Annotated in this window: 19 protein-coding genes; 2 read left to right on the forward strand and 17 right to left on the reverse strand. The window is 43.9% G+C overall.

The genetic code is table 11. From position 1 onward, the window contains the following. Nucleotides 1–207: 207 nt before the first annotated feature. From fabD to V6668_RS18115, 3 genes are all read right to left on the reverse strand, one after another. A complete protein-coding gene (gene fabD / locus V6668_RS18105; RefSeq protein WP_100527338.1) occupies nucleotides 208–1,413 on the reverse strand; it encodes an ACP S-malonyltransferase in 1,206 nt (401 codons plus the stop codon). 420 nt (nucleotides 1,414–1,833) lie between these two features. Further along, on the reverse strand, nucleotides 1,834–2,694 hold the full coding sequence (locus V6668_RS18110) for a Cof-type HAD-IIB family hydrolase (protein ID WP_100527337.1): 861 nt from the start codon (nucleotides 2,692–2,694) through the stop codon (nucleotides 1,834–1,836). Between the two features lie 117 nt (nucleotides 2,695–2,811). After that, the gene (locus V6668_RS18115) at nucleotides 2,812–3,342 is read right to left on the reverse strand and encodes a GNAT family N-acetyltransferase (RefSeq protein ID WP_338706349.1); all 531 of its coding nucleotides are present in this window, start codon (nucleotides 3,340–3,342) and stop codon (nucleotides 2,812–2,814) included. Nucleotides 3,343–3,553: 211 nt separating this feature from the next. On the opposite strand from V6668_RS18115, the gene V6668_RS18120 reads away from it, so the two are divergent. Then, nucleotides 3,554–4,711, forward strand: a complete 1,158-nt coding sequence (locus tag V6668_RS18120; protein ID WP_338706351.1) for a S8 family peptidase — start codon at nucleotides 3,554–3,556, stop codon at nucleotides 4,709–4,711. Between the two features lie 119 nt (nucleotides 4,712–4,830). Here the strand turns inward: V6668_RS18120 and V6668_RS18125 are convergent, their stop codons facing one another. The 11 genes from V6668_RS18125 to V6668_RS18175 all read right to left on the reverse strand — a co-directional run bounded on the left by V6668_RS18125 (nucleotide 4,831) and on the right by V6668_RS18175 (nucleotide 18,684). Further along, nucleotides 4,831–5,229: a RidA family protein gene (locus V6668_RS18125; protein WP_047843450.1), complete on the reverse strand. Its 399-nt coding sequence runs from the start codon at nucleotides 5,227–5,229 to the stop codon at nucleotides 4,831–4,833. Nucleotides 5,230–5,543: 314 nt separating this feature from the next. Beyond that, on the reverse strand, nucleotides 5,544–6,986 hold the full coding sequence (locus tag V6668_RS18130; RefSeq protein WP_338706352.1) for a 6-phospho-beta-glucosidase: 1,443 nt from the start codon (nucleotides 6,984–6,986) through the stop codon (nucleotides 5,544–5,546). A 34-nt stretch (nucleotides 6,987–7,020) separates the two neighbouring features. Next, nucleotides 7,021–8,934, reverse strand: a complete 1,914-nt coding sequence (locus tag V6668_RS18135; protein ID WP_338706354.1) for a beta-glucoside-specific PTS transporter subunit IIABC — start codon at nucleotides 8,932–8,934, stop codon at nucleotides 7,021–7,023. A gap of 445 nt (nucleotides 8,935–9,379) precedes the next feature. Beyond that, nucleotides 9,380–11,317: a beta-glucoside-specific PTS transporter subunit IIABC gene (locus V6668_RS18140; protein WP_036672803.1), complete on the reverse strand. Its 1,938-nt coding sequence runs from the start codon at nucleotides 11,315–11,317 to the stop codon at nucleotides 9,380–9,382. A gap of 167 nt (nucleotides 11,318–11,484) precedes the next feature. Continuing rightward, nucleotides 11,485–12,324 carry a BglG family transcription antiterminator LicT gene (licT, locus tag V6668_RS18145; protein ID WP_036613486.1) on the reverse strand — a complete coding sequence of 280 codons (840 nt, stop codon included), beginning with the start codon at nucleotides 12,322–12,324 and terminating at the stop codon, nucleotides 11,485–11,487. Nucleotides 12,325–12,548: 224 nt separating this feature from the next. Beyond that, complete coding sequence (locus V6668_RS18150) at nucleotides 12,549–12,854, reverse strand: hypothetical protein (protein WP_338706356.1); 306 nt, start codon at nucleotides 12,852–12,854, stop codon at nucleotides 12,549–12,551. Nucleotides 12,855–12,914: 60 nt separating this feature from the next. Beyond that, nucleotides 12,915–13,475: an AAA family ATPase gene (locus V6668_RS18155; RefSeq protein ID WP_338708970.1), complete on the reverse strand. Its 561-nt coding sequence runs from the start codon at nucleotides 13,473–13,475 to the stop codon at nucleotides 12,915–12,917. Between the two features lie 148 nt (nucleotides 13,476–13,623). Beyond that, a complete protein-coding gene (locus V6668_RS18160) occupies nucleotides 13,624–14,781 on the reverse strand; it encodes an acyltransferase (protein ID WP_338706358.1) in 1,158 nt (385 codons plus the stop codon). A 71-nt stretch (nucleotides 14,782–14,852) separates the two neighbouring features. Next, the gene (locus V6668_RS18165; RefSeq protein WP_076250098.1) at nucleotides 14,853–15,392 is read right to left on the reverse strand and encodes a GNAT family N-acetyltransferase; all 540 of its coding nucleotides are present in this window, start codon (nucleotides 15,390–15,392) and stop codon (nucleotides 14,853–14,855) included. Next, nucleotides 15,367–15,840: a putative immunity protein gene (locus tag V6668_RS18170; RefSeq protein ID WP_076250096.1), complete on the reverse strand. Its 474-nt coding sequence runs from the start codon at nucleotides 15,838–15,840 to the stop codon at nucleotides 15,367–15,369. The genes V6668_RS18165 and V6668_RS18170 overlap by 26 nt, the downstream gene beginning before the upstream one ends. Nucleotides 15,841–15,954: 114 nt before the next feature. Beyond that, on the reverse strand, nucleotides 15,955–18,684 hold the full coding sequence (locus tag V6668_RS18175) for a family 78 glycoside hydrolase catalytic domain (protein ID WP_338706359.1): 2,730 nt from the start codon (nucleotides 18,682–18,684) through the stop codon (nucleotides 15,955–15,957). 134 nt (nucleotides 18,685–18,818) lie between these two features. Between V6668_RS18175 and V6668_RS18180 the strand changes: the two genes are divergently transcribed. Continuing rightward, nucleotides 18,819–19,703 (forward strand): AraC family transcriptional regulator, encoded by an 885-nt coding sequence (locus V6668_RS18180; RefSeq protein ID WP_053061602.1) that lies wholly within the window; start codon nucleotides 18,819–18,821, stop codon nucleotides 19,701–19,703. Nucleotides 19,704–19,712: 9 nt separating this feature from the next. Here the strand turns inward: V6668_RS18180 and V6668_RS18185 are convergent, their stop codons facing one another. The 3 genes from V6668_RS18185 to V6668_RS18195 form a co-directional block, all read right to left on the reverse strand. Then, nucleotides 19,713–20,279: a 5' nucleotidase, NT5C type gene (locus V6668_RS18185; RefSeq protein ID WP_047843459.1), complete on the reverse strand. Its 567-nt coding sequence runs from the start codon at nucleotides 20,277–20,279 to the stop codon at nucleotides 19,713–19,715. Between the two features lie 168 nt (nucleotides 20,280–20,447). Further along, nucleotides 20,448–21,911, reverse strand: coding sequence for a glycoside hydrolase family 1 protein (locus V6668_RS18190; protein WP_017687861.1), 1,464 nt, complete (start codon nucleotides 21,909–21,911; stop codon nucleotides 20,448–20,450). 49 nt (nucleotides 21,912–21,960) lie between these two features. Beyond that, on the reverse strand, nucleotides 21,961–23,880 hold the full coding sequence (locus tag V6668_RS18195; protein WP_338706360.1) for a beta-glucoside-specific PTS transporter subunit IIABC: 1,920 nt from the start codon (nucleotides 23,878–23,880) through the stop codon (nucleotides 21,961–21,963). Nucleotides 23,881–23,893 lie beyond the last annotated feature (13 nt).

Consider the following 23,893-nt stretch of genomic DNA (forward strand, 5'->3'; position numbering starts at 1 on the left):
TTTACCATAGAAATATATGTAAAATCAATCAATTCATTGTTACTTTTTGGTAAAAAATAGAGATTGATTTGTGGGTTATTGACATATTTATTACCTGACGTTTGGAGTTTCAACAAGTTCAGACGTATCAAACGACAAAAAAGACCGCCTTGTAACAAGGCAGTCTGGCGCTGTATTACAGATCCTGCGAGAGAATATACAGCATTACTAGATTGCATCAATCAACGCGGTTCCATCCAATGGAATTTTTTTTGCTATAATAATGGAATGACATACCTGTAGAGCATCATTTATCTCTTCTTCACTAAGTTCATATTCATTGTTGTTTACTTGTTCCTTTGCCCGTTGTAATTGGTGGAATAATGGCTCAACCGTTTGGGTGTATGATATCGAATCAGGGTTATAATTCCGGGAGATGAGTGCGGTTACCATGAGCTCAGACAACCATTTTTTACGAATTGTTAACAGCTTATTTTTTCTTTCATGTGTATTTGTAAGCATAAGTAAATCAGAAGGCTGACTTAGCGAGTAAGGTATAATACGCTTCGTTATTTTACTCATAAGACTAACTAACACATGTTTAGAACCCAACTCTATAACTTCAGTAACCCCATTTGCAACCAGATAGAGCATAGACTCTGACCATCTTACAGGCATCGTCATCTGCATGGTTAAATAATCCACGACAGATCGATCAGACTCATAGGGTGCTGCTGTAACGTTGGAAATAATCGGGTACTTTGCATGGGCATATTGATATTGATCCGATTCAACTTTGAATTGTTCTGCTGCGGTTTGCATCATGGGAGAATGATATGGGCCAGATACATTTAAAAAAGAATGTTTGGTGCCTTTGGATTCAGTTCTCTTTATAATTTCTTGTATGGACTGGCGATGTCCTGAAATGACAAACTGCTGGTCAGCGTTCATACAAGCCACACAGGCAGGACGTTCTTTTGTTGAAACTTCTTCGCACATGTTTTGAAGTGTATCTAAATGAATGCCTGAAATGGCGGCCATGGTACCTTTCTGATATGGGTCTGCATTGTGCATAATGATACCTCGCTGTCTTACCAGTTTAATGGCGTCATGAAATGAGAGAACACCTGCGCATACCAGAGCCGAATATTCTCCCAAACTATGCCCAGCCAAATAAGCGGGTTCCATCCCTATTTCTTGCATATACACCTGATACGCTATGACACTAACAGTCAAAAGTGCAGGCTGAGCATTCATCGTCATTGTCAAATCAGCCATGCTACCTTCAAAACATAACTTTCTCAAATCCAAAGAAAGGGCATCACTGGCTTCTTCAAATAACTTCTTAGCCACATCGAAGTTATTCCAAAAGTCTCTACCCATACCAACCACCTGAGAACCTTGTCCAGGAAACAACAGAGCTACTTTACTCATCCAGCATCCTCCATGTATTCAACATTACATTTCATCTACTACACTAATTCAGCCACTCATAAACCAATAAATTCCTTGTTTTCAAAATTAATGATAAACTTTCATTGTGAGTTATGCAATAATAAAGTCAAGAGGAGGGTTATCAATTCCTATGAATGGGAAGAAATTCGTGATCATTTTTGGACTCCTTTTTGGACTCTGTGTCGGGGCATTTAGTGTAGTTCTACACTGGATATTTACTGAAGCCTGAACATGACAAATAGACATCCCCAATACGGAGATGCCTGTTTTGTTCTGATCTGATCATTCGATGCTTATTATTCCTCATTATCTTAAGTATCTGAATACACTAATTTCAAGTTCAACGACAATTCCTTCAGATATGTGTGTTACCATCTTTTTCGTGTGAATCGGATTATCTTATCCCTCAATCAATCCATACTTCACAAAACTATGATACAATCCATCTTCCTCTACTGTTCCAGTAATATCATCTGCAATGGCTTTCAGACCTGGCTTCGCATTACCCATGGCAATTCCGACGTTACAAAATTCCAACATCTCGGCATCATTCATGCCATCACCGATGGCGAATGTATCTTCTTGGGTCATGCCTAAATGCTTCAGCAGATCGGCGATCGCAATGGCTTTGTGAATGCCAGGGATCATCAGTTCACCACTTCCTTCACCAAAGATCGGCACAGTGCACTGAATGACTTCGAATTTCCCTTCAAACTCTTGCTTGATCCGCTCAAACGGGATGGCTGAGCTCTCCAAGAAACATACTTTGTTCACGTCATCCTTGTAAAGGTCAGCCTCTCCATACGTCAATCCGGCAATAAACGGGTGCGGTTTCAGCTCCTTCTTCTCTCTGGCTACAGGGTCATTCTCCACATCGCCATAGATACGGCGTTCCAGGTGAGGTTGAAGATTGCTACTCGCATACAATGCCGAGTTGGATTCAAGGTAGAAGTCAATGCCGTTTTCATTGAAGAAATCGACCATATGTCGAACATCTTCCGCTGTCACCCTTTTGTGATATAACACGTCCTTGCCAAACTCCACATAACCCCCACCTGCACCAATCAGACCATCGAATCCGACATCCCAGATGGAATCATAAATTTCTGCTTTGGATCGGCCTGTACATAAATAGAGCAGATGTCCGTTCTCTCTAGCCTGTTTACAAGCCTTCTGTGCTGACAACGGAATGCTTCCGTCATCATCTACCAATGTCCCATCAATATCAATAAAAACAATTTTCCGCTTCGTTTCGTTCATCTGCCTAGCCCCCATCATGTATGTTGTATATGTCTATGTTGTTGTATACAAGAGTTATAGTATCATCAATCATTTTTTCCAAAAATGTGGTCAGAATTTCGGTTCTGTTTCCAATGGTCACTTACATGCCAACTTGTCCATATGTACGGTTTGCCAATCATCATCCTGCTCAGCAATAACCGTAAACCCTTGGCGTTTCCAGAAATCTACGGCTCCTGCCAAGAAGCGATGTGTATGCAAATACAGCGTGGTATAGTGCATATCCTTTACCACGTTCTCCAGTTCGTTCATCAACATCGAACCAATGCCAAACCTACGATACGCGGGATCTACATAACATTTTACTATTTCTGCAGCCGATCGATCTGCATATCGACCTTCCACAGCTTCGATACGTCCATCATATGGTAATATCCCAATAGAACCGACGATCCCCGCATCCTCCATCATTGCAACAAGAAAAATCGAACCATCGGAGTCCAGATAATGTTCTCTGAACTGCTCGAAGTCTACAGGCAATTTCGTATGATCCATCATCGGAAACACTTCTCTGCGTACACGCATGGCAAAATCAATGGCATCATGAATCTGATGTGCCTGAACTGGTGTGACTGTCGGTATACTCTGAAGTTGTGTCAATAAATCCACATTCCTTATCCTCTGTATTAAGAGCTACCTCTCGGCCCTGCCTTAAATCTTGTTCATGCCAAAGCGGCTCTCTTCATATCATCTTACCGAATTTATCCCTTCCTATCAATCTATCTACACTACTATCCAAATTGCAAGAGTGCCCGCGCAGTCTGATAGAGTTCGCATACGATAAGGCGTGTCACAAATCATATTGGAGGGATAAACGCTCATGTGGTTATGGTTAGGTGTTTTTGCTTTCATTTTGCTAGTAATCGGGTTCGTGTATCGTTATCTGGACCAACTTGCCGAGAGCAAGTTTCATCCTCACGCTCCCAAGCAGCTCTTCGTCAAATTCAAGGAAGGTACAACCGAGGATGAGATGCACACCCTTCACAAAAAAGGGAGATGTAAGGTCGCTGAGACCTATGAAGATTTAGGATGGTACCGTGTGGAATCCCGCAAAAAAATGCACAGAATTCTGAAACATTACAAAGATCATGAGCTTATTGAACATGCAGAGCCGAATTACCTCGTTGAGGCATCCTTCACTCCTAATGACCCTTTCTTTCCTTATCAGTATAACCTGTCCAAAATCAATGCACCCGCTGCATGGGATATTACTCAGAGTAACAGCTCTGTCAAAATCGCCATTATCGACACCGGTGTACAGCTAAACCATCCAGAATTGGCCTCCAAGCTCCTCCCCGGTTATGATTATGTTGATTATGATAACATTCCTGAGGACGGGAACGGTCACGGCACCCATGTAGCCGGGATCGCTGCCTCCGTTACCAACAATGGTGTGGGCATCGCAGGCGCTGCACCGCTCGCATCCATCATTCCGCTCCGGGTACTGGATAACACCGGGCAAGGAACGTTAGGTAATGTAGGTAACGGGCTTGTCTTTGCTGCCAATAACGGTGTTCAGGTTGTTAACCTGAGCCTTGGTGGGCCGATGGGAAATGCTTTCCTTCAAGCTGCCGTACAGTATGCTTGGGATCGAGGAACTGTGATTATTGCCGCAGCCGGTAATGATAACACTTCATTCCCAATCGTACCCGCATCGTATCCCAATGTGATTGCTGTCGCTTCAACCAACCCTTCCGATCTCAAATCCAATTTCTCCAACTATGGTTCCTGGGTGGATATGGCTGCACCGGGTGATACCATTCTATCCACATACCTGGGTGGTTCCTATGCCTACCTTAGCAGGACATCCATGGCTGCCCCTCATGTGGCTGGAGTGGCTGCACTTCTCTCTGCACAAGGGAAAACAAATGCTCAGATTCGGGACGCGCTGTGTTTCGCTTCTGATCCAGTATCAGGCTCCGGGATCTACTGGACATATGGTCGACTGAATGCTTATCAGAGCTTGCAGGTGCCATAATACACCTACTATCGCTCATGATTGCACACAGGCATATCCTTTCCATTTTTCACAAATTAAAAAACGAAGGGGCATCTGTAAGTGAGATGCTCCTTCGTTTGGTTAAAAAGTATTCGATGTTATACTTTTGCTGCCCAAAGCTCTATTTCAATTTTAATCTCTGGTAGACCTAACGCCGTAATATATCCAATCGTCATTGCAGGATAATCCGTACTAAATAATTGTCCCCACTCGGCATATAAGAAATCCCAATCGATTTCCTCGGTTGCCCATACGTTCACTTTGATAATATGTTCAGCATCTAAGCGCTCAGATTCGAGCACTGTTTTAATATTATTAAATGTATTCGTGACTTGCTCATTCAGACTCTCTGGAAAGAGTCCATTATGATCTGCTCCAATTTGACCCGAAGTCACAAATAACTCTGCATTCCTCGGAATTCTTGTAATATGCGTGTACTGACCTACAGGAGCTGGCATATTTTCTGGATTTTTTCTAGTAATTTTGTCAATATTCATCTGGATTACCTCATCATTCTTAAGATTTTTCTGCGTTATTTCCTAGTTTTCTTCCGATTTTGGGCAGACTTCACCCTTGGAATAGATTCTAGAAAAAGACAGCAGTGGAGTATCCATATCCCGAAGATATAAACGCAAGTGATTTTTTCTTCATGAGTGGATGCTCCTCCCTTCTTAAGTGACAAGATTCTCTTAATTTTTCTATTATATCTGAAAGCCACATCATGGGTCAAATTCATCCCCTCATAAACAAAGAGCAATCCCATAATAACGAGACTGCTCTTTGTTTATTCTATAGCGTCGGACATCTTGTATCAGAAATATTGTGCGCCATTACTCGCAATGACATCTTTGTACCAGTGAAAACTCTTCTTTTTCACTCTGCGAAGTGTGCCCGTACCATCATTATTTCGGTCTACATAGATATAGCCATAACGTTTCTTCATCTCTCCGGTACCCGCACTGACCAGGTCAATCGGTCCCCAGCTTGTGTAACCTATGAGCTCTACACCGTCTTGAATCGCTTCAGCCATCTCGGCAAAATGACTATTCAAATATTCGATGCGATAGTCATCTTCTACGGAGTCATTGTCTAACAACACATCGGTTGCTCCAAGTCCATTTTCTACGATAAACAAAGGTTTGCCATAGCGGTCATGCAGTTGATTAAGTGTAATTCGAAGCCCCTTAGGATCAATGGTCCACCCCCACTCGGAAGCTTGCAGATAAGGGTTCTTCACCGAACCAAATACATTGCCTTCTGTCGAATCTTTCAAAATCTCAGGGTCTGTACTGGTGCACCGGCTTGCATAATAGCTAAAACCGATATAATCGACCGTGTTCTGCATCAAGATATCTGCGTCTTCCGGTTGCATGTCAATCCGAATGTCATTTTCCCTGAAAAATCTTTTCGTATAACCTGGATATGTTCCCTTCGACTGCACGTCGATGAAGAAGAATGACTCGCGATCTTTCTCCATGGCTTTCCATACATCATCCGGATTAGAGCTGTATGGATACACCATTCCAGCGGCTAACATACATCCAATCTGTGCATCCGGAATGATCTCATGACAAGCCTTAACAGCAAGTGCACTCGCTACTAATTCATGATGTGCTGCCTGATACAGAACCTGATCTTTGTTTTCACCATCCTGAAGGACAATTCCCGCTCCAATATACGGAAGATGCAGCAACATGTTGATCTCATTAAACGTCATCCAGTATTTCACTTTATTCTTGTATCGATTGAATAGCGTCGTCGCATATTTCTCAAAGAAACCAATCATCTTACGATTCTTCCACCCGCCGTAAGTCTCGACCAGATGTACAGGTACATCGAAATGGCAGATCGTCACGACAGGTTCAATGTTGTATTTTAATAACTCATCAAAGACATCATCATAAAATTGCAAGCCTGCTTCGTTTGGCTCCGCTTCATCACCATTAGGGAAAATCCGTGCCCAGGCTATCGAAAGTCTGAGGCACTTAAATCCCATTTCTGCAAATAACGCAATATCTTCCTTATATCGATGATAGAAGTCAATGGCTTCATGTGAAGGATAGAATTCCCCTGTTTTTGGTTCATATGAATCCAGGTTACCCAGAGCAATATTCCATCGATTGGCACCAATCGGAATCAGATCTACCGTTGTTAAACCTTTGCCACCTTCCAGATAAGCACCTTCCAATTGATTCGCTGCGGTTGCTCCTCCCCAGAGAAAATTCTCCGGGAAGGCTGTAAACTTTTCATTCATTGAGGAGTTCCTCCTTAACCAGTCTTAGTTTGAATTAGCTTAATATCGTGATCAATTTATCTTTCTCATGAACGGATGCATCTTTTGTTCCTACAACGTCCAGATAATTTGAAGTATTAGTCACAATGATCGGTGTAACCGTCTCATACCCTGCATCCTTAATGGCTTGCAGATCAAACTCAACAATCAGGTCACCTGCGTTAACACGGTCTCCATCTTTCACATGGGTTGTAAAATGTTGACCTTTCAGCTTGACCGTATCCTGTCCAATATGGATCAGCATCTCTACACCATCATCGCTTACAAGACCAATGGCGTGTTTGGTACGATATACGGTTTGAACAACACCTGTGATTGGAGATACCACTCTACCACTGGTTGGACGAATTGCAATCCCTTTACCCATGTGCTCTCCTGCAAACGTTACGTCATTAATTTCGTTCAGTGCAACAACTTCACCAGCCATTGGGCTGACGATTTCGTATCTGCTGTTCGGATTTGGATCAAGTACTGGTGCAGGTGCAGCTACTTTTTCCACCGGATCTTTGAATCCAACCACATACGTCAATACGAAACCAAGAACGAATGCAATCAATGAAGCAACTATAGCCATGTAGAACGCGAAGTCTAATCCTGTTTCTTTATTAATAAAAGTTGGATAACCGAATACGCCAAGTCCGCCAATCATGTATATCTTCGAACCTGCATAACCGAGAATACCGCCTCCGATCCCCCCAGCAATACAACTCATAATAAACGGTTTTTTCAATGGAAGCGTAACACCATAGATCGCAGGCTCTGTTACTCCAAATATACCGGAGATAAATGCTGGTACACTGAGTGTTTTTATTTTCGTATTTTTTGTTTTGAGTAATACGGCAAGTACAGCACCGATTTGAGCAAAAGAAGCAGCAAATGACATTGCGATAACCGGATCAGCGCCTGACGTACTAAGATTTAATAATGCAACCGGAACCAGTCCCCAGTGAAGTCCGAATAATACAAACACTTGCCATAGTCCACCGATAATCAATCCTGTAACAATAGGACTTAATTCATAAATATTAGTAGCTCCCGCGCCAATCAATTGTCCTGCCCATGTGGAGATTGGACCAATGACCAAAAAAGTCGCTGGAACAATTACAAGCAAGGTGAAAAAGGGAACAAGGAATGTGCTTACCACTTTCGGAATAACGTTCTTGAAGAATCTTTCTAATTTTACAGCTACAAATGTCGCTATAATGATTGGGATAACCGATGAAGCGTAGTCCATCAAGATAACCGGCATACCCAGGAACGTAATGTGGATAGGTGATTCAAACAATGTACCTGTAAACAAGGTGTACAGTGGATCTCCTGCCTTAAGACCGCCCAATGTCGGATAAACAAGAGATGCACCTATCGCCATACCCAGGAACGGTGAACCGCCAAACTTCTTGATCGCAGTGTAACCCAGGAAGATCGGGAAGAAGTAGAACAGACAGTCCCCCGTTGCTTTCAATAATTGATACGTTCCGGAATCCTGAGTTATCCAGCCAAAGGCTACAAACATCTCGTTAAAACCTTTGATCATACCTGTGGCAGCCAGCAAACCGAGTAGTGGTGTGAACACACCCGAGATCATGTCGATAAATCGGCTGAACAACCCTACTTTTTTGCCTGAGTTGTCCGTTTCCTCTTCCACTTGTCCTTCACTTGGGAAATTCCCTACTTTAACGACTGCTTTATATACATCCGGCACTTCGTTGCCGATAACAACTTGATATTGTCCACCACTTTGCATAACGGTAATAACACCTGGCAGATTTTTAAGTTCTTCTGTTTTGGCTACGCTTTCATTTTTCAGTTTAAACCGCAGTCTTGTTACGCAATGGAATACACTATTTACGTTCTCGCGACCACCTACACGTGCCAGAATGTCCTTAGCCAATTGATCGTAGTTGCTCATTGTAATTCTCCCTCTCTAAGTAGACTCCCCATGACTTTTGAAACAAATAAAACCTGAACCACTGAACATACACAACATACCGGATCGTCCGGAAATCAGTCGTGTTATTCAGCAATTCAGGTTTTGCCCTTAACGGTTGCAACCCTGTAAGGCTGTACACATTGGTATTTAATTATTTGGATAACGAAAGTAAGTTACATTCCATACCCTCTGAACTGAGGATGGTCGGCATTGCCTGATTGAACAGTTACAATCCGATTGATGTATGCGCTTACTTCTTGAACTCATCATAGTACATCTGAACTACGTTTGCAACACTTATTTTTATTAATTTCACAAATACATTTGAGTGACCGAAAATGAAAAAAAGAGACCACTTCGAAAACATCAAAGTGGTCTCTATAGAGCTAATGCTCAGATTAATAAAATACGCACTAAAGCAGAATTAACCAATAACCGTAACCAATTTATCCTTTTCTTGCACTTCACGACTTGTTGTAGCAACCACGTCCAAATAATCAGCCGTATTCGTTACAATAATCGGTGTTACGGTCTCATATCCCGCCTCAATAATGGCCTGCAGATCGAATTCAACGATCAGATCGCCAACACTCACACGATCCCCATCTTTCACATGTGCAGTGAAATGTTGACCTTTGAGCTGTACCGTATCCTGACCGATATGGATCAAAATCTCTACACCTTGATCATCTACAAGTCCAATTGCATGTTTGGTACGATAAATCGTCTGTACCACACCATTAATCGGGGATACAACTCTCCCACTGGTTGGGCGAATAGCAATCCCTTTACCCATATGTTCACCAGCAAATGTAGCATCATTAATTTCTTGCAAAGGAACTACCTCACCCGTCATCGGGCTGGCAATTTCGTAGCGATTGTTTGGATTAGGCTCAAGTGCAGCCTTCTCTTCTTTTACTGGCTCTGGAGCCTGTTTGGCAGCCTCTGGATTAGCAGGATCTTTGAATCCTACAAAATAAACGAGAACAAAGCCTAGTACAAAAGCAATGATAGTGGCAATCATGGCCATCCAGAATTCATAGTTGATTCCCTCTGTGGGACTAATCAGCGCTGGAACACCAAAGATTCCTGAAGCAAATACAAACATTTTGGAGCCAGCGAAGCCAATAATACCACCAGCGGTTGCAGAAGCAATACAACTCATAATAAATGGTTTTTTCAATGGCAAAGTAAGTCCATAAATAGCAGGCTCAGTTACACCAAAAATCCCGGACACAAAGGCAGGAACACCCAGTGATTTGAGTTTGGTATTTTTCGTTTTAAGCATAACGCCAAGAACAGCACCAATCTGAGCAAAGGAAGCAGCAAACATCATAGCCAGAATCGGATCTGCTTTCAGTGTGGACAGATTCAGCAGCATGATTGGTACGATACCCCAGTGTAACCCGAAGATAACCAATACTTGCCACAATCCACCAACAACAATACCAGTCACCAACGGACTCAAGTCATAGATACCCGATACCCCGGCACCAATCAGCTGACTTGCCCATGTCGCAATTGGACCAATCAAGAGGAATGTTACAGGGACAACAATCAGAATTGTAAAGAATGGCGTGAGGAACGTTCTCACAACAGATGGAATGATCTTTTTGAAGAATGCTTCTACCTTTGCTCCAAAATAAGCAGCAATAATAATCGGAATGACGGATGAGGAATAACTCATCAAGATAACGGGAATACCCAGGAACGTGATATGAATCGGTGATTCAAACAATGTGCCTGCAAACAGCGTATAGAGCGGTTCCCCACCACTAAGACCAGATAAGGTCGGATATACAAGTGATGCTCCGATAGCCATCCCGAGGAATGGAGATCCACCGAATTTTTTCATAGCTGTGTAACCCAGGAAGATCGGGAAGAAGTAGAATAGACAGTCACCTGCAGCATTCAACAATTGATATGTTCCTGAAGACGGGTCCAACCATTCGAGAGAAGTAAACATGGACAGGAAACCTTTGATCATCCCTGTTGCAGCTAGCAATCCGAGAATTGGTGTAAAGACACCTGAGATCAAGTCGATAAACTGACCCAAGAGACTCTCTTTTTTACCGGAAGATTCTGAATCATCACTTGAGACCGGTTCATCCGCATTCATATTACCCACCTGTAACAAGGCTTTATAAACATCAGACACTTCGTTACCCACAACTACCTGGTATTGCCCCCCGCTTTGCATTACCGTTATGATTCCAGGCAGATTTTTGAGTTCGTCTGTTTTGGCATTATTGTCATTTTTTAATTTGAAACGAAGTCTGGTCGCACAGTGCACCACGCTGTTAATGTTCTGTTTTCCACCAACGCCAGACAGAATGTCTTTGGCTAATTGCTCGTGTTTCATGAAGTCTTTTCTTCCTTTCTGGCTAGACACGGATTCAAAGCATATTGGAGAGAATAAAAAAACCTGAACATCTGAATGTATGGAACACCCGGTTAACGGTATGTTCAGTCATTCAAGCGTTCAGGTTTTGCCCTAGTGGTTGCAACCCTGCAAGCTGATCTATGGGATTATTCAGAAGTTGCATTCACAACTCTCTCAATATGAATCGTTAAGTACATCAATTCTTCGTCAGTTAGTTGATACGTGTAGTTGCTTTCAATGAATTTCTTGATTTTCTCCGAGCACTTGTGCGCTGCTGGATACTTTTTCTGAATCATCAGGAACAATTCATCATCGTTGTTGCTCTTGTAATGTTTTCCCTTCACCAAACGTTGGGCGAAAAACTTCAAATGCGTCACAAAGCGATAAAATGTCAGTGAGTTCTCATCAAAATCAATCTTGAAATGATACTTGATGATTGTCAAGATTTCCTGCATGACCTGCGTCATACTCTTGATGTTGGGCATTTCCTCGTTCAAAGCTGCATTGACAAAGTGAAGTGCCATAAAACCGGCTTCGTCCTCGGGCAAGATCACACCAAACTGATCACAGATCATATTGAGCGCTTCCATTCCGACTTCATATTCCTCTTTGTATAACTGCTTTGTCTCCCAGATTAAACCGTTGCGTATGGGCAGATTCTTGCGATACCGCTCAATGGCAAAGTGAATATGGTCTGTGAGATGTAAGTAAATGCTCTCATTTAATTTCTTGCCAAGTTTTAATTTGGCGTAAGCGATGATTTCCTCGGATACTTTCATGTATTCCAGAGGAATGCTTGAGATTAATGCCTTGAAGTTTTCCTGAATATCTTCATTCTGTAAAGTAAATATCTTGTCGATATGCTGCTCGGAAACCATATCACCCGCCCGCTTCTGATAAGCAATCCCCCGGCCAATGATAATAACTTCCTGCTCGTCATTCATTGCAACTACAGCATTATTGTTCAGCACCTTCTCGATTTTCACTTTATCACTCCAATATACAGAAAAAGACAAACCAATCCCTTTTCTCAAGGTATACGGCTTTGCCTGATTCAACAGTTACAACCCGATATGTTGTACGCGCTTCCCTCATATTATTACAAATTTCTACACAGTGCAACAAAAAGTTAATATCGAATTAGCATGACTCCTGATCTAGGTAAATATACTCACAGGAGTGAGCAAATCAAGAATTATTTTACAGGGATTCACGGTTTATTGTTTTTGCTTTCTTTCTCCAGCTCTGCTTCGATTCTTCGATTAATCATGTTCATTTCTTCTAAACTCAAACGATCGACATCTTTAAATTGCTTATCGATCTCGTACTCTTGCGCCTCGCCTTTGTTCATTAACCCCAGATGATTCTTGATATCCCGGATATCATCACGCATATGCATCGTCTGGCGGTATTGGTCTACAACAAGTGCAAAAATAATGCCCCCGGCCACTATTGGACCAAATGGGATCAGATAACATAAAACAAGTCCTATGATCAAAAATAAAACAAAGTACATGATGATGTAGTGCCCCTCTCATATAAAGTATCTACTTTGCTAAGTTAGACGTTTCTCAGATTACAAATTAAATCGTTCCTGAATTAACTTTGCCACTTCATCCGGGCTCTTGTGTGTGTTATCAATCCTTATGTAGTGCTCATGCTTGATTTCTCCCGGTTCCGAATTCAATCGATAAAGCTTCATCGTATCAAGCAAATCTCGCTCAGACCACGCGATGTCACGCTTGGTTGGCTTATGCAGCAAGCGATGCGGACTTTTATTGCGCTCCAATCTTTCCGATGGATCAGCCTCCAGTTCCACATAACAGACCTGTCCTCCATTAGATTCGAATAACTCGCTGATTTGACGAATGTACTCTCCGTCTTTCGCCAAATCAAACGCCCATACAAAAGTAAAAATCAGACCCGGCAAATCACTCTTCGCCACTTCTTCAAAAATCTCTTGACGGAACAGATTAACCAGTCGTTTGCCTTGTGGTGTTCCATAGCTGAAATAAGGAGACACCAATTCAATGGTCATATGGTTATGAAACAATTTAAGCTTTGTTATCTTCTCCAGTTCTTGCCCAACCGTCATTTTGCCCACAGCCTGCGGACCAAAGTTGATCACTCCTGACAAGGTAGTGTTCATTCCATTAATTCAATTTTATGGACATTAAACTCTATAATACCTTCTTTAGGGCAAATAAAAAAGAGGTTTCAAGTGATTCCCTCAAGGCGTGAGGGCTTGAAATCTCTTATCTTAAATTACATATGTTTATTTATACTTACCGTCCGATCAGTACCCATCCCCACTTCATCCGCCGCAATCCCATTGCGCAGATCCATGAGACCAGGAGCGCCACAATATAAGATAGTATGATGCCCACGCTGAAATGCCGAGCCAGGTCATCTGTGAATTCACGTCTCCAGAAGAGCAGTACGAGTGGATGCATTAAAAATACACCGAACGCAACTGTACCCAAGGAGTCCAGAATACGCGTAGCTTTTCGAACCTCGGTATGTTTTCCTGTGCCCATTCGTTCACTGAAGATCAACAGGAGCAAGCAGGCTGACAAGGTAAACAGATTACGGAACAGGAACAGCACGGTATAGGTTATAACCGGGTATGCAGCAAAAGCGGTTTTGATATAAGCATTACCATATATAAAAATGGCACCTCCACCTAACAACGCAGCTATGAGCACATAACGGTGAGTATACAGTTTGTTCAATGCCCACTCAAAGTTCAACCCAACCCATGCGCCAAATCCAATCACGATCAGATAACTGGGTAACAAACTTCCTGTCCGTTCGAAGTGAAACTGCAAATGTAGAGCATAGAAGATCGCTTGGCCCGCAATAAAAAATAATGGCAAGTACCGATTAAACAAACGATGGCGTGTAAGGGACAGAAGCCATGGAAAAACGACATAGAATTGAAGAATAATCAGAAAAAAGTACAAGTGCGTATGAGCGGTTCCCATCACTAATTGTTTGGCAAATTGAACACCATGGGTCAAAGGTTCTTTGCCCGCAAGCAACTGTTTAATGGCAAAATAGATAAGGGACCACACCACATAGGGAACAAATACATTAAATAAACGCTTTTTATAAAAAGCGAGCATCCAACCCTTCTCATTCACCTTGGAGCTGTAGTTGTAGAACAAGACCAGGGAGGACAGGAACAGAAACGCTGGAACGGCAAATTGCAAAAACGTGTTCCAGAAATAATACACATCATGATCTAATGTATGCTTGGGGTAATGCGCAACTGCTGTTGAAGTTGCATGAATAGCTACCACTGCCATGATGGCAAAAGCACGATAGAGATCCAGATACTCAATTCGCCGGGGCCGATTAACCGGTTGATTCATAAAGATAACCTCACTTGTGCCTGATATGGGATGATAGTTTCCGGCCGCAATCCAGATTCTATGCTTCATTTTAATCAGCACACGAGGGTAATACAATCATAATCCATATTATTTTCGTTTTATTTCATCATTATTCTGCATTATTCGACATTCTCTATCCAGAATCGTTCAACAACGTTGCCATTGGACTCCACATAGTCTTCATCCCGAATGCCACCATTTCGAAGGATAACCCTTCTGGAAGGCTCATTAACCGCATCACATACGATCAATACTTTGGTGATTCCAAGCTCTCTCGTTTTCTCCAAAGAAAGCCTGAGAATTTCGGAACCATAGCCATTGTGCCGCTCTCCTGGACGAATACCATATCCAATATGTCCTCCACTGTTGAACAATTTGTCGTTAAGCTCATGCCTTATATTCACAGCACCCACGATTTGTTGACTCTCCGTGACCAGCCAATATGTACTGTCTTTGACCCAGCCCTCCGGGATGTCGATCCCTTGTTCATTGCGTTGCAAAAATGCCAACATCTCATCGAACGCATAAGGATCTTTGGAAATGACCCAAGGTACCATCAATTCTCCACTTCTGACCCAGTCTTCATAAAATGCCAAATACGCTTCCTTATATGCTCGTGATGGTTTAATTAATCTAACGTGTTCTTTCCCCATTATCATTACACCCTCCCAACAGATATTGATATTGCCACGTTCTCTCTTCCAAGACACGACGTTCTTGTTCTTCCATCAGAGAGTCATAAAAGATAGCTTTCACTGCATAGGTTGCGGCATGTACCGCATGGCCTTTGACATGGGCCGTTGCAGCTGCGTGTCCCGCCGCACGAGAGGCAGCAGAGGCAGCGACATGATCGGCTTCCCGTGCAGCAGCATGAGCTGCAAAAGCCGCCTTTCGTGCATCAACCATGGCAATCTCTCCACGGATCCAACCTCTTCCTGCATCAATGGCATCACGTGCGCGGAGATCCTCCGTCTTCTTCTCAAATATATACAAGACACGTGCCGCACACTCCGCAGCCCAACAGGCCAATGTGTGGTGATCCTGTTGCTTAGCCAAATCCTCTATTTCACTACGTAAAGGTGCATCTTTGAATGCAGGTTTTGCCATGGTCATGCTCCTTTCATTGTTCAAATACTACAAATTTACTCTCAACAAGTTCGAAAAAGGACCTGCGTGTGTGCAGATCCTCTTCAAGTGTACATCTTACCACTTATTCTATCATTATACGGACTCTGTCAATGTAGCCTCCTGAACATCCCGATCCTTTTTCGCATCCGTGTCTTTGTACGTAAATTGGTAACTTCCAGATCCAAGTGTGACTTCAACATCGTCTCCAATGTTTTGAATATCCTGAACTCCACTTATCTGATCCAACTGATCCAACGGTTTCCCTTTTTCCAGAACGATCTGTGCACCTGCTCCAGGAAGACGTACCGTACCTCTCGTGTTGGCGGGAATATGCACCCGTATATCCATTTTACCATCCGCCAACCGGTGCCAGCTTGAAGCAACATGACCATACATCGTCTCCAGACTCGCTTCCACCCAATCCAGTCCAGGTCCGGGTTGCGGCTCGATATGCACCATTCGGAATCCTGGCTGATGTTCATCGGACCGAATGCCGGCAACGTAACGATACAACCATTCTCCAATCGCTCCGTACGCATAGTGGTTAAATGAGTTCATATCAGCACTCCAGAGACTGCCATCCTCTTTTATCCCATCCCAATGTTCCCAGACGGTCGTTGCGCCTTGAGTCACCTGATATAGCCAGGACGGATAATCCTCTTGAAAAAGTAATGTATAAGCCAGGTCGTGAAGACCTGCATCACTCAATACCGGATTCAGATAAGGTGTGCCCACGAAACCTGTAGTAAGATGATTGCCCGCCTCTTTCACGAGTTTTGCCAATTGATCAACAGCACGAGTGCGGGCAGTCGCGTCCAGCAGGTCAAATTGAAGCGCAAGAACATGTGCTGTTTGCGTAGGAACAGCAATTTTCCCAGCTGGAGTCACGAATTCATTTCTAAACGCATGAACAATGTTTGTGTGCAACTCCTTGAAATATTCAGCATCATCTGTCTTTCCAAGGACCTCAGCCGCTTTTTGAGTTAACGAAACCGAATAGGCATAGAAGGCAGATGCCACATAATCCGTGTCCGTTGCGCCAACATAACTATCAGGCTTGGAGTCCAGTCCCAGCCAATCGCCAAAGTGGAATCCCGTGTTCCACAGATACGGATTGTCACCCTGCACATGAATATACTCGATCCACTGTTTCATACTCTCATATTGTTCGGCCAATAATCTGGCATCCCCATACATCTCATAGATGGTCCAAGGACAGATAACTGCTGCATCCCCCCAAGCGGCTGAGGAATGACTGGTGTCTCCCCACCCTTCTGAGGTGGAACCTCTCAGATCTGGAACGAAGAATGGAATACCTCCATCTTCTCCCTGATCCGCTTCCAGATCCCGCAGCCATTTTGTGAAGAAGGGAGCCGTATTCATCAGGTAGGAGGACGTGCGGACAAACATCTGTGCATCCCCGGTCCATCCGAGCCGTTCATCCCTCTGTGGACAGTCTGTCGGCACATCCAGGAAATTCCCCTTTTGCCCCCACAATATATTGTGATGCAGTTGGTTTACCAGCGGACTGGAGCATGAGAACTGACCTGTTTGCTCCATATTCGAGTGCAGTACGATTCCGGTGAATTCATCCAGACGAACGTGTTCCGGAAAGCCAACCAGCTTCACATAGCGGAACCCTTGGAACGTAAAATGTGGTTCAAATGATTCCACGCCATCCCCCTTGCACGTGTAGCGAATACACTGCTTGGCGGCGCGAAGATTATCGGTGTAAAAGTTGCCTTCATGATCCAATATCTCAGCATGGTGCAGCTCAACCGTCTGACCCGCCTCACCTTGAATGCTGAATCTCACCCATCCCACCATATTCTGCCCCATGTCTACTACACGATCTCCCTGTGGGGTTGTTAACAAGGCGATTGGCTGTAGCTGTTCTACTTGGGTAACGGGTACGTTCTCCTGAGCAACGATGATATCTTTGGGATGATCCAGTACGTTCACGGGTGACCAATTCGTCTGAGATGAATCCGACCAGTCGGACTCCATTTGTGCATCATACGTCTCCCCCATATAGATGTCCGACATGCGAATGGCACTAGGAGCAGCCGTCCACTCCCCATTGGATAGAATACATTCCTCCGAACCATCTTCATATTTCATATGCAGTTCCAGCAGCAATGCGGACGTTGAACCAAATATCTCCCGTTCTTTGTTCCAGCCAAGATATCCTCGGTACCAGCCATCTCCCAGATTAGCACCTAAAGTATTCTGTCCATCCTGAAGCAGGTGGGTAACATCATAGGTTTGATATTGTAATCGCTTACGATAAGAGGTCCAACCAGGTGTAAAATAATCTTCTCCTACTCTTGTGTTGTTCATATGCAACTCGTATAATCCAAGTGCTGTAACATATATGCGGGCAGAAGTAACAGGTTGTTTCACATTAAACTGCTTGCGCATACGCGGGCATGACGTATCTCCATCATCTGATGGTTGAGCTGTGATCCATTCTGCTTGCCACTTGTTATGACTATCCATAAGCCCCATCTCGAAATAAGCCGATTCGGACCAGCCCGAATCATTTCCTGCATCATCCCATGCCTGAATCCGGTAATAGTATCGCGTCTGTGGAGAAGGTTGAAAATGGTTTAATTCCACATGTATGGATTGATCCGTACTTATCTCGCCAGAATCCCATGCAATTCCATCAAAATCTTCCGTCAATGACAGCTGAATCTGGTAAGCGGATTGCATGCAGTTCCGACGATCGGATTGCAGCTGCCAGCTTAAACGCGGTGATTTGACATCAAGGCCTATCGGATTAATTCTATACTCACAGCGAAGGTGACTAACGTTGAACATTAGCAGATCGTCCTTTCCATCTTGGCTTCCCATTCGGGGTTACGATATAATTATATCGATCCTGTTGCCCTAAATACCCGGTAATCAGGACTATTTCATCCGGTGATTCAGCCATCTGTGCGAGGAGGTTGCTTGTGAATTCATCTGTACAACTCATGAAAAGTGAATACTTTCTGCATAATCATTTGCAACTTTTTGTCAATCGTTGCTCTGAAGATTTTGTGCTTCCTTTTCACGCACATGATTTTATTGAATATAGCTACGTTGCCGAAGGAAAGGGCTTTCATCATATCGGTGAAGATGTCATTCCGGTGACAAAGGGGATGCTGTTTGTCATTCCTGTCGGCGTTCCTCATGTCTTTCGTCCTGTCAGCACCAACGTAACCGAGCATCCGTTAATTATATATAATTGCTTATTTAATGCTGAATTGATCCACACGCTGACAGCAATCATTCAGGAAAAAGAAATCATTCAACATCTGATGGATCTGGAACAAAATCAGGTTCCTTATATATCCGTTGTGGATCACAACGACCGGATTGAAGAACTAATGGTGAAGCTGTACCGTGAATCCTCCGTTCCGGGAATCGGTTCGTCTACCATGTTATACACCTTGGTAAGCCAGTTGGTATTGATGACCTACAGACAACTTTATCAAAAGGATCATGATGAAGAGCATCATTCCACCGGTTTTGATTACATCCTTCACTATATCAAGGAACACGTGAGCAACCGTATTCGAATGTCTGATCTGGTCCGTGTATCGGGCTGGAGCGAGAAGCAAATTGGGCGAATGTTTCTGCGACATACCGGACAGAACTTTAGCGGCCACCTGCAACACCTCCGTATACAAAAAAGCTGTGAACTGCTTAAGAGTTCACAGCACAAAGTCAGCCTGATTGCAGAGCTGGTTGGATATCGGGATTTGGATTCATTCTATGCTGCATTCAAAAAAATAACAGGCGAAACACCTCTCGCCTATCGCAAAAAATCCAGAGCACAGCACTCTGGACAATAAGATTTACTTTCAGACACCAACAACCTGTAACACTTCATCTATGTATGCCTTGGCCTCTTTCCATGAAGACATCAACGGAAAGTTGTATCGCTCACGCTCCTGTATATTCCATGGATGTGGGATACAGATGACCTTTTTGCCGTCCTCATGCGCGGGAATCAGGTTATGTGCTCCATCATCAATGAGCAAATCAAAAGCGAGCAGGTTTTTTCTTTTGCATGTAATAAACTGTTCTGCGGTTATAAAAGGCATATGCTGCTGAAGCCAGTTCCACTTCTCAACGACTGTTCTTGGTTCTGCTGCCGTCACAACAATCACATCATAAGCATCGTTCAGCTTTCGCATCTCATCTACAACATATTCGTCGTATAACTCCAATTCCTCGAACAGACCCGGCCGACCATAAAATACATCATGCGTGCTCTCTGGATGACGCAAATGGGATGTATCCCAATGAATCATATCCTCGTAGCGCAACGGATGGGTCGGGAAGTTGAGGTTGTTGTGATATATAGCCCGCTTGACCAGATGACATATCGTGTCATCCATATCTACAGCAATAATAGGCTTCTTCATGGTTATCCCTCCCCCAATACGAACACAGTATACCATCCAGAATGTTATGTAGTCATCTTTTTTACCTTGAAATGCCAATAGCGTTGATGAGAATTCTACCTGATCATATTAAAAAGGCGCCCCGGCGCCGTAATACCAGCTACGCCCGGAGTGCCTTTATAGATTAATCTATTCCAAGTTCTCACCATTCGAGGCAATGACTTTTTGGTACCAGCCAAAGCTCTTTTTCTTATAACGATTCAATGTGCCTTGTCCGTTGTCATCCTGATCCACGTAGATCACGCCATAACGTTTGGACATTTCCGAAGTGGATGCACTGATGATATCAATCGCTCCCCAGTTGGTATATCCCATCAGGTCCACTCCGTCCATAACGGCTTCTTTCATTTGTGTAATATGTTTTCTCAGATAATCAATCCGGTAATCATCGTTGATGGAACCGTCTGCTTCAACGGTATCTTTGGCACCAAGGCCGTTCTCTACCACAAACAATGGCAGTTGATAACGGTCATACAGCTCTTTCAGTGCAACGCGTAGGCCGATCGGATCAAGCTGCCAGCCCCACTCTGTACGCTCCAGATTCGGGTTCTTGATCGTACTGTACAGGTTACCTCCAGTTACTCCATATTCCTCCGGGTTCACTGCGGACACCAAGGATGTGTAATAACTGAATGAGATGAAATCAACCGTGTGCTCACGCAGGATCTGCTCGTCCCCAGGTTCCATGGCAATGGTAATCCCGTTCTCTGCCCAATACCGAGCCATAAACGTTGGATAACTACCACGAACTTGTACATCTGTATGCAGCAGGTTCAGCTGATTATCGATCTGTGCTTGCAGCACATCCTCTGGCTTCGACGTCGCCGGGTAGTGAATCATACGCGCAAGCATACATCCGATCTGGAAGTTCGGGTTAATCTGACGTGCTTTCTCTGTCACCAGGCTGCTGGCTACAAATTGATGATGAAGTGCTTGATAAGAAGCCTGCATCGTGTTCTCAACTCGGTCTTCAATAATACCGCCACCTGTGAACGGTTCAATAATCGTTGTGTTAATCTCATTAAACGTCAACCAGTATTTGACTTTGTCCTTGTATCGATTCATCACGGTTTCCGCATATCTCACAAAGTGTCCAATCACTTCGCGACCAGCCCAGCCGTTATATTTCAGGACAAGTGCCATAGGCATCTCGTAATGCGAGAGTGTTACCAGTGGTTCGATATCGTATTTCCGGAGCTCATCGAACACTTCGTCATAGAAACGCAGTCCCTCTTCATTGGGCTCGGCATCATAACCATTTGGGAAAATACGCGGCCAGTTGATGGACAGACGGAATGTCTTGAAGCCCAACTCTGCGAACAGCGCAATATCTTCTTTGAAACGATGGTAAAAATCAATCCCGTAACGCTTCGGATAACCTTCTGCACTGTGATGTGCCATTGCTTTCTCAACCGTTGCACTGGTAACATGCATCAGTTCTCTAAGGTTGGTGTAGTCCTTTTTCTCAAAATAAGGAACCATGTCGGCTGTCGACCATCCTTTGCCGCCAGCGTCAAATCCACCTTCAGCCTGGTTAGCGGCAATAGCGCCGCCCCATAGAAAACCTTCCGGAAACCCTTGTCGATTAATCATTCGAATCTCTCCTTCTTTTGTTGATATTGTTAGTCCTAAGACGGACAGTTTAGATCTCAGCTTTCAAGACGTCTTCACCCATCGTGATTTCGCCCAATTTCACAGGTAGAACCTGCTTGTAATCAGCCGTATTGGTAACAACCATAGCGGTTGTGATGTCGTATTCTTTTGCAATCTCGGCCAGTTCAAATGTAAGTAACTTGTCTCCAGCCTGTACACGTGCTCCTGTAGCAACATGTGCATCAAAATACTGTCCACGCAGCTTCACCGTGTTAATTCCAACATGAATCAACAATTCCATTCCGTTATCACTGCGGACAACGATCGCATGTTTTGTTTTGAACACATTCATGATGGTACCTGTCACTGGAGAGACCAATTCGCCCACCGTTGGAACAAATGCCACACCTTTACCCATCAATTCATCACCAAATGTTGGATCATTGACTTCTTTGAGCGGGATGGATTTACCTGTCATGGGTGCAACAGCTACTGCATCACTCGTTGGTGTTGGATCGCCCATGTCGTCCACATTTACGGTTGCAACATCGTTGGAAACAACTTTCGCTGGTGCTGTAGAAGCACCCGGTGAGAATTGAGCCAACGCCTCTGCGTCTCCTTCTTCTTCCTTGATACCAAATATCGTAGACATGATTGCACCCACGATAAAGGCCAAAATCATACCCCCAAAGGAATACCAGAAGGTTTGTCCGATCAGGGAAGGAAGTCCTGGCAGACCACCGTTACCCGCAAGTACATACGCTTTCGCGCCAAAAGCAAGGGCGAATCCGCCACCCACTGCACTACCAATCATCGCTGCGGCAAATGGTTTTTTATACTTCATGTTAACCCCGTACATAGCTGGCTCCGTTACACCCATGAGTGCGGTGAAGCTCGTTGACAATGCCACGGTTTTGAGTTTTTTATCTTTTGCCCGGAAGAATACGCCGAGTGTTGCACCAGCCTGACCCATATTGGAGATAAAGGTCAATGGCAAGAATTTATCGAAGCCCAGTGTAGCGATATTACTCAGGATGATCGGCACAAGTGCATAGTGCATTCCTGTCATAATAATGAGCGCCATCGCGCCGCCAAGAACAATACCTGCAATCAATCCGCCTTCATTCAGCAGCCAGTTGATGCCGCCAGACAATCCGCTACCTACAAATGTACCCAATGGACCGATCGCAATCAGCGTTACCGGCACCATAACAAGTAAGGTAATCAGCGGCACAAGCAGCAGCTTGAGTGCAGCAGGGATAACGCGGTCAACCCATTTCTCAACATAGGACATCAACCATACTGCAAGAAGAATCGGGATAACCGATGAAGCATAACTTACTGCTGTAACCGGGATTCCCAAAAATCCAACCGATTCACCGCTAGATAACAATGCTGTCATGTCTGGATACATGAGTGCAGTACCTAGTGCAATCGCAACAAACGGGTTACTGCCGAATTTACGAGCAGCGCTAACTGCAATCAGTAAAGGCAGGTAGTGGAATACGCCGTCACCGATGGCTGAAAGAATACGATACGTATCCGTTCCGGCAGACATCCAACCTACGGACACGAATAGTGCAAGTAATCCCTTGAGCATACCTGCCGCAGTAATCGCTGGAAGCATCGGCGCAAAGACACCTGCAATTGTTTCGAAAATTTTCAGCACGACATTTTGTTTTTTATCCGACTTTGGTTCTTTATTTTCTGTAGTTTGCTGGATTGCCGGATTTTCCTTCACCATGGCATCGAACACTTTTGCCACATCATTACCGATAATGACTTGGAATTGGTCGCCGGAAATATTCGTTCCCATGACCTTATCCAGTTTCTTGAGTGAGCCGTTATCAACTTTCTCGTTGTCTTTCAGATCAAAGCGCAAACGTGTGACGCAGTGATAAACGGAGTTAATATTGTTTGTTCCCCCAACGGCTTTAATGATTTCCTGCGCCGTTTCCTGATGTTTCATGATGTTTTCCTCC

Origin of the sequence: Paenibacillus amylolyticus (genome assembly GCF_036894225.1) — a bacterium.
In the GTDB taxonomy this organism is placed as follows: Bacteria; Bacillota; Bacilli; order Paenibacillales; family Paenibacillaceae; genus Paenibacillus; species Paenibacillus amylolyticus.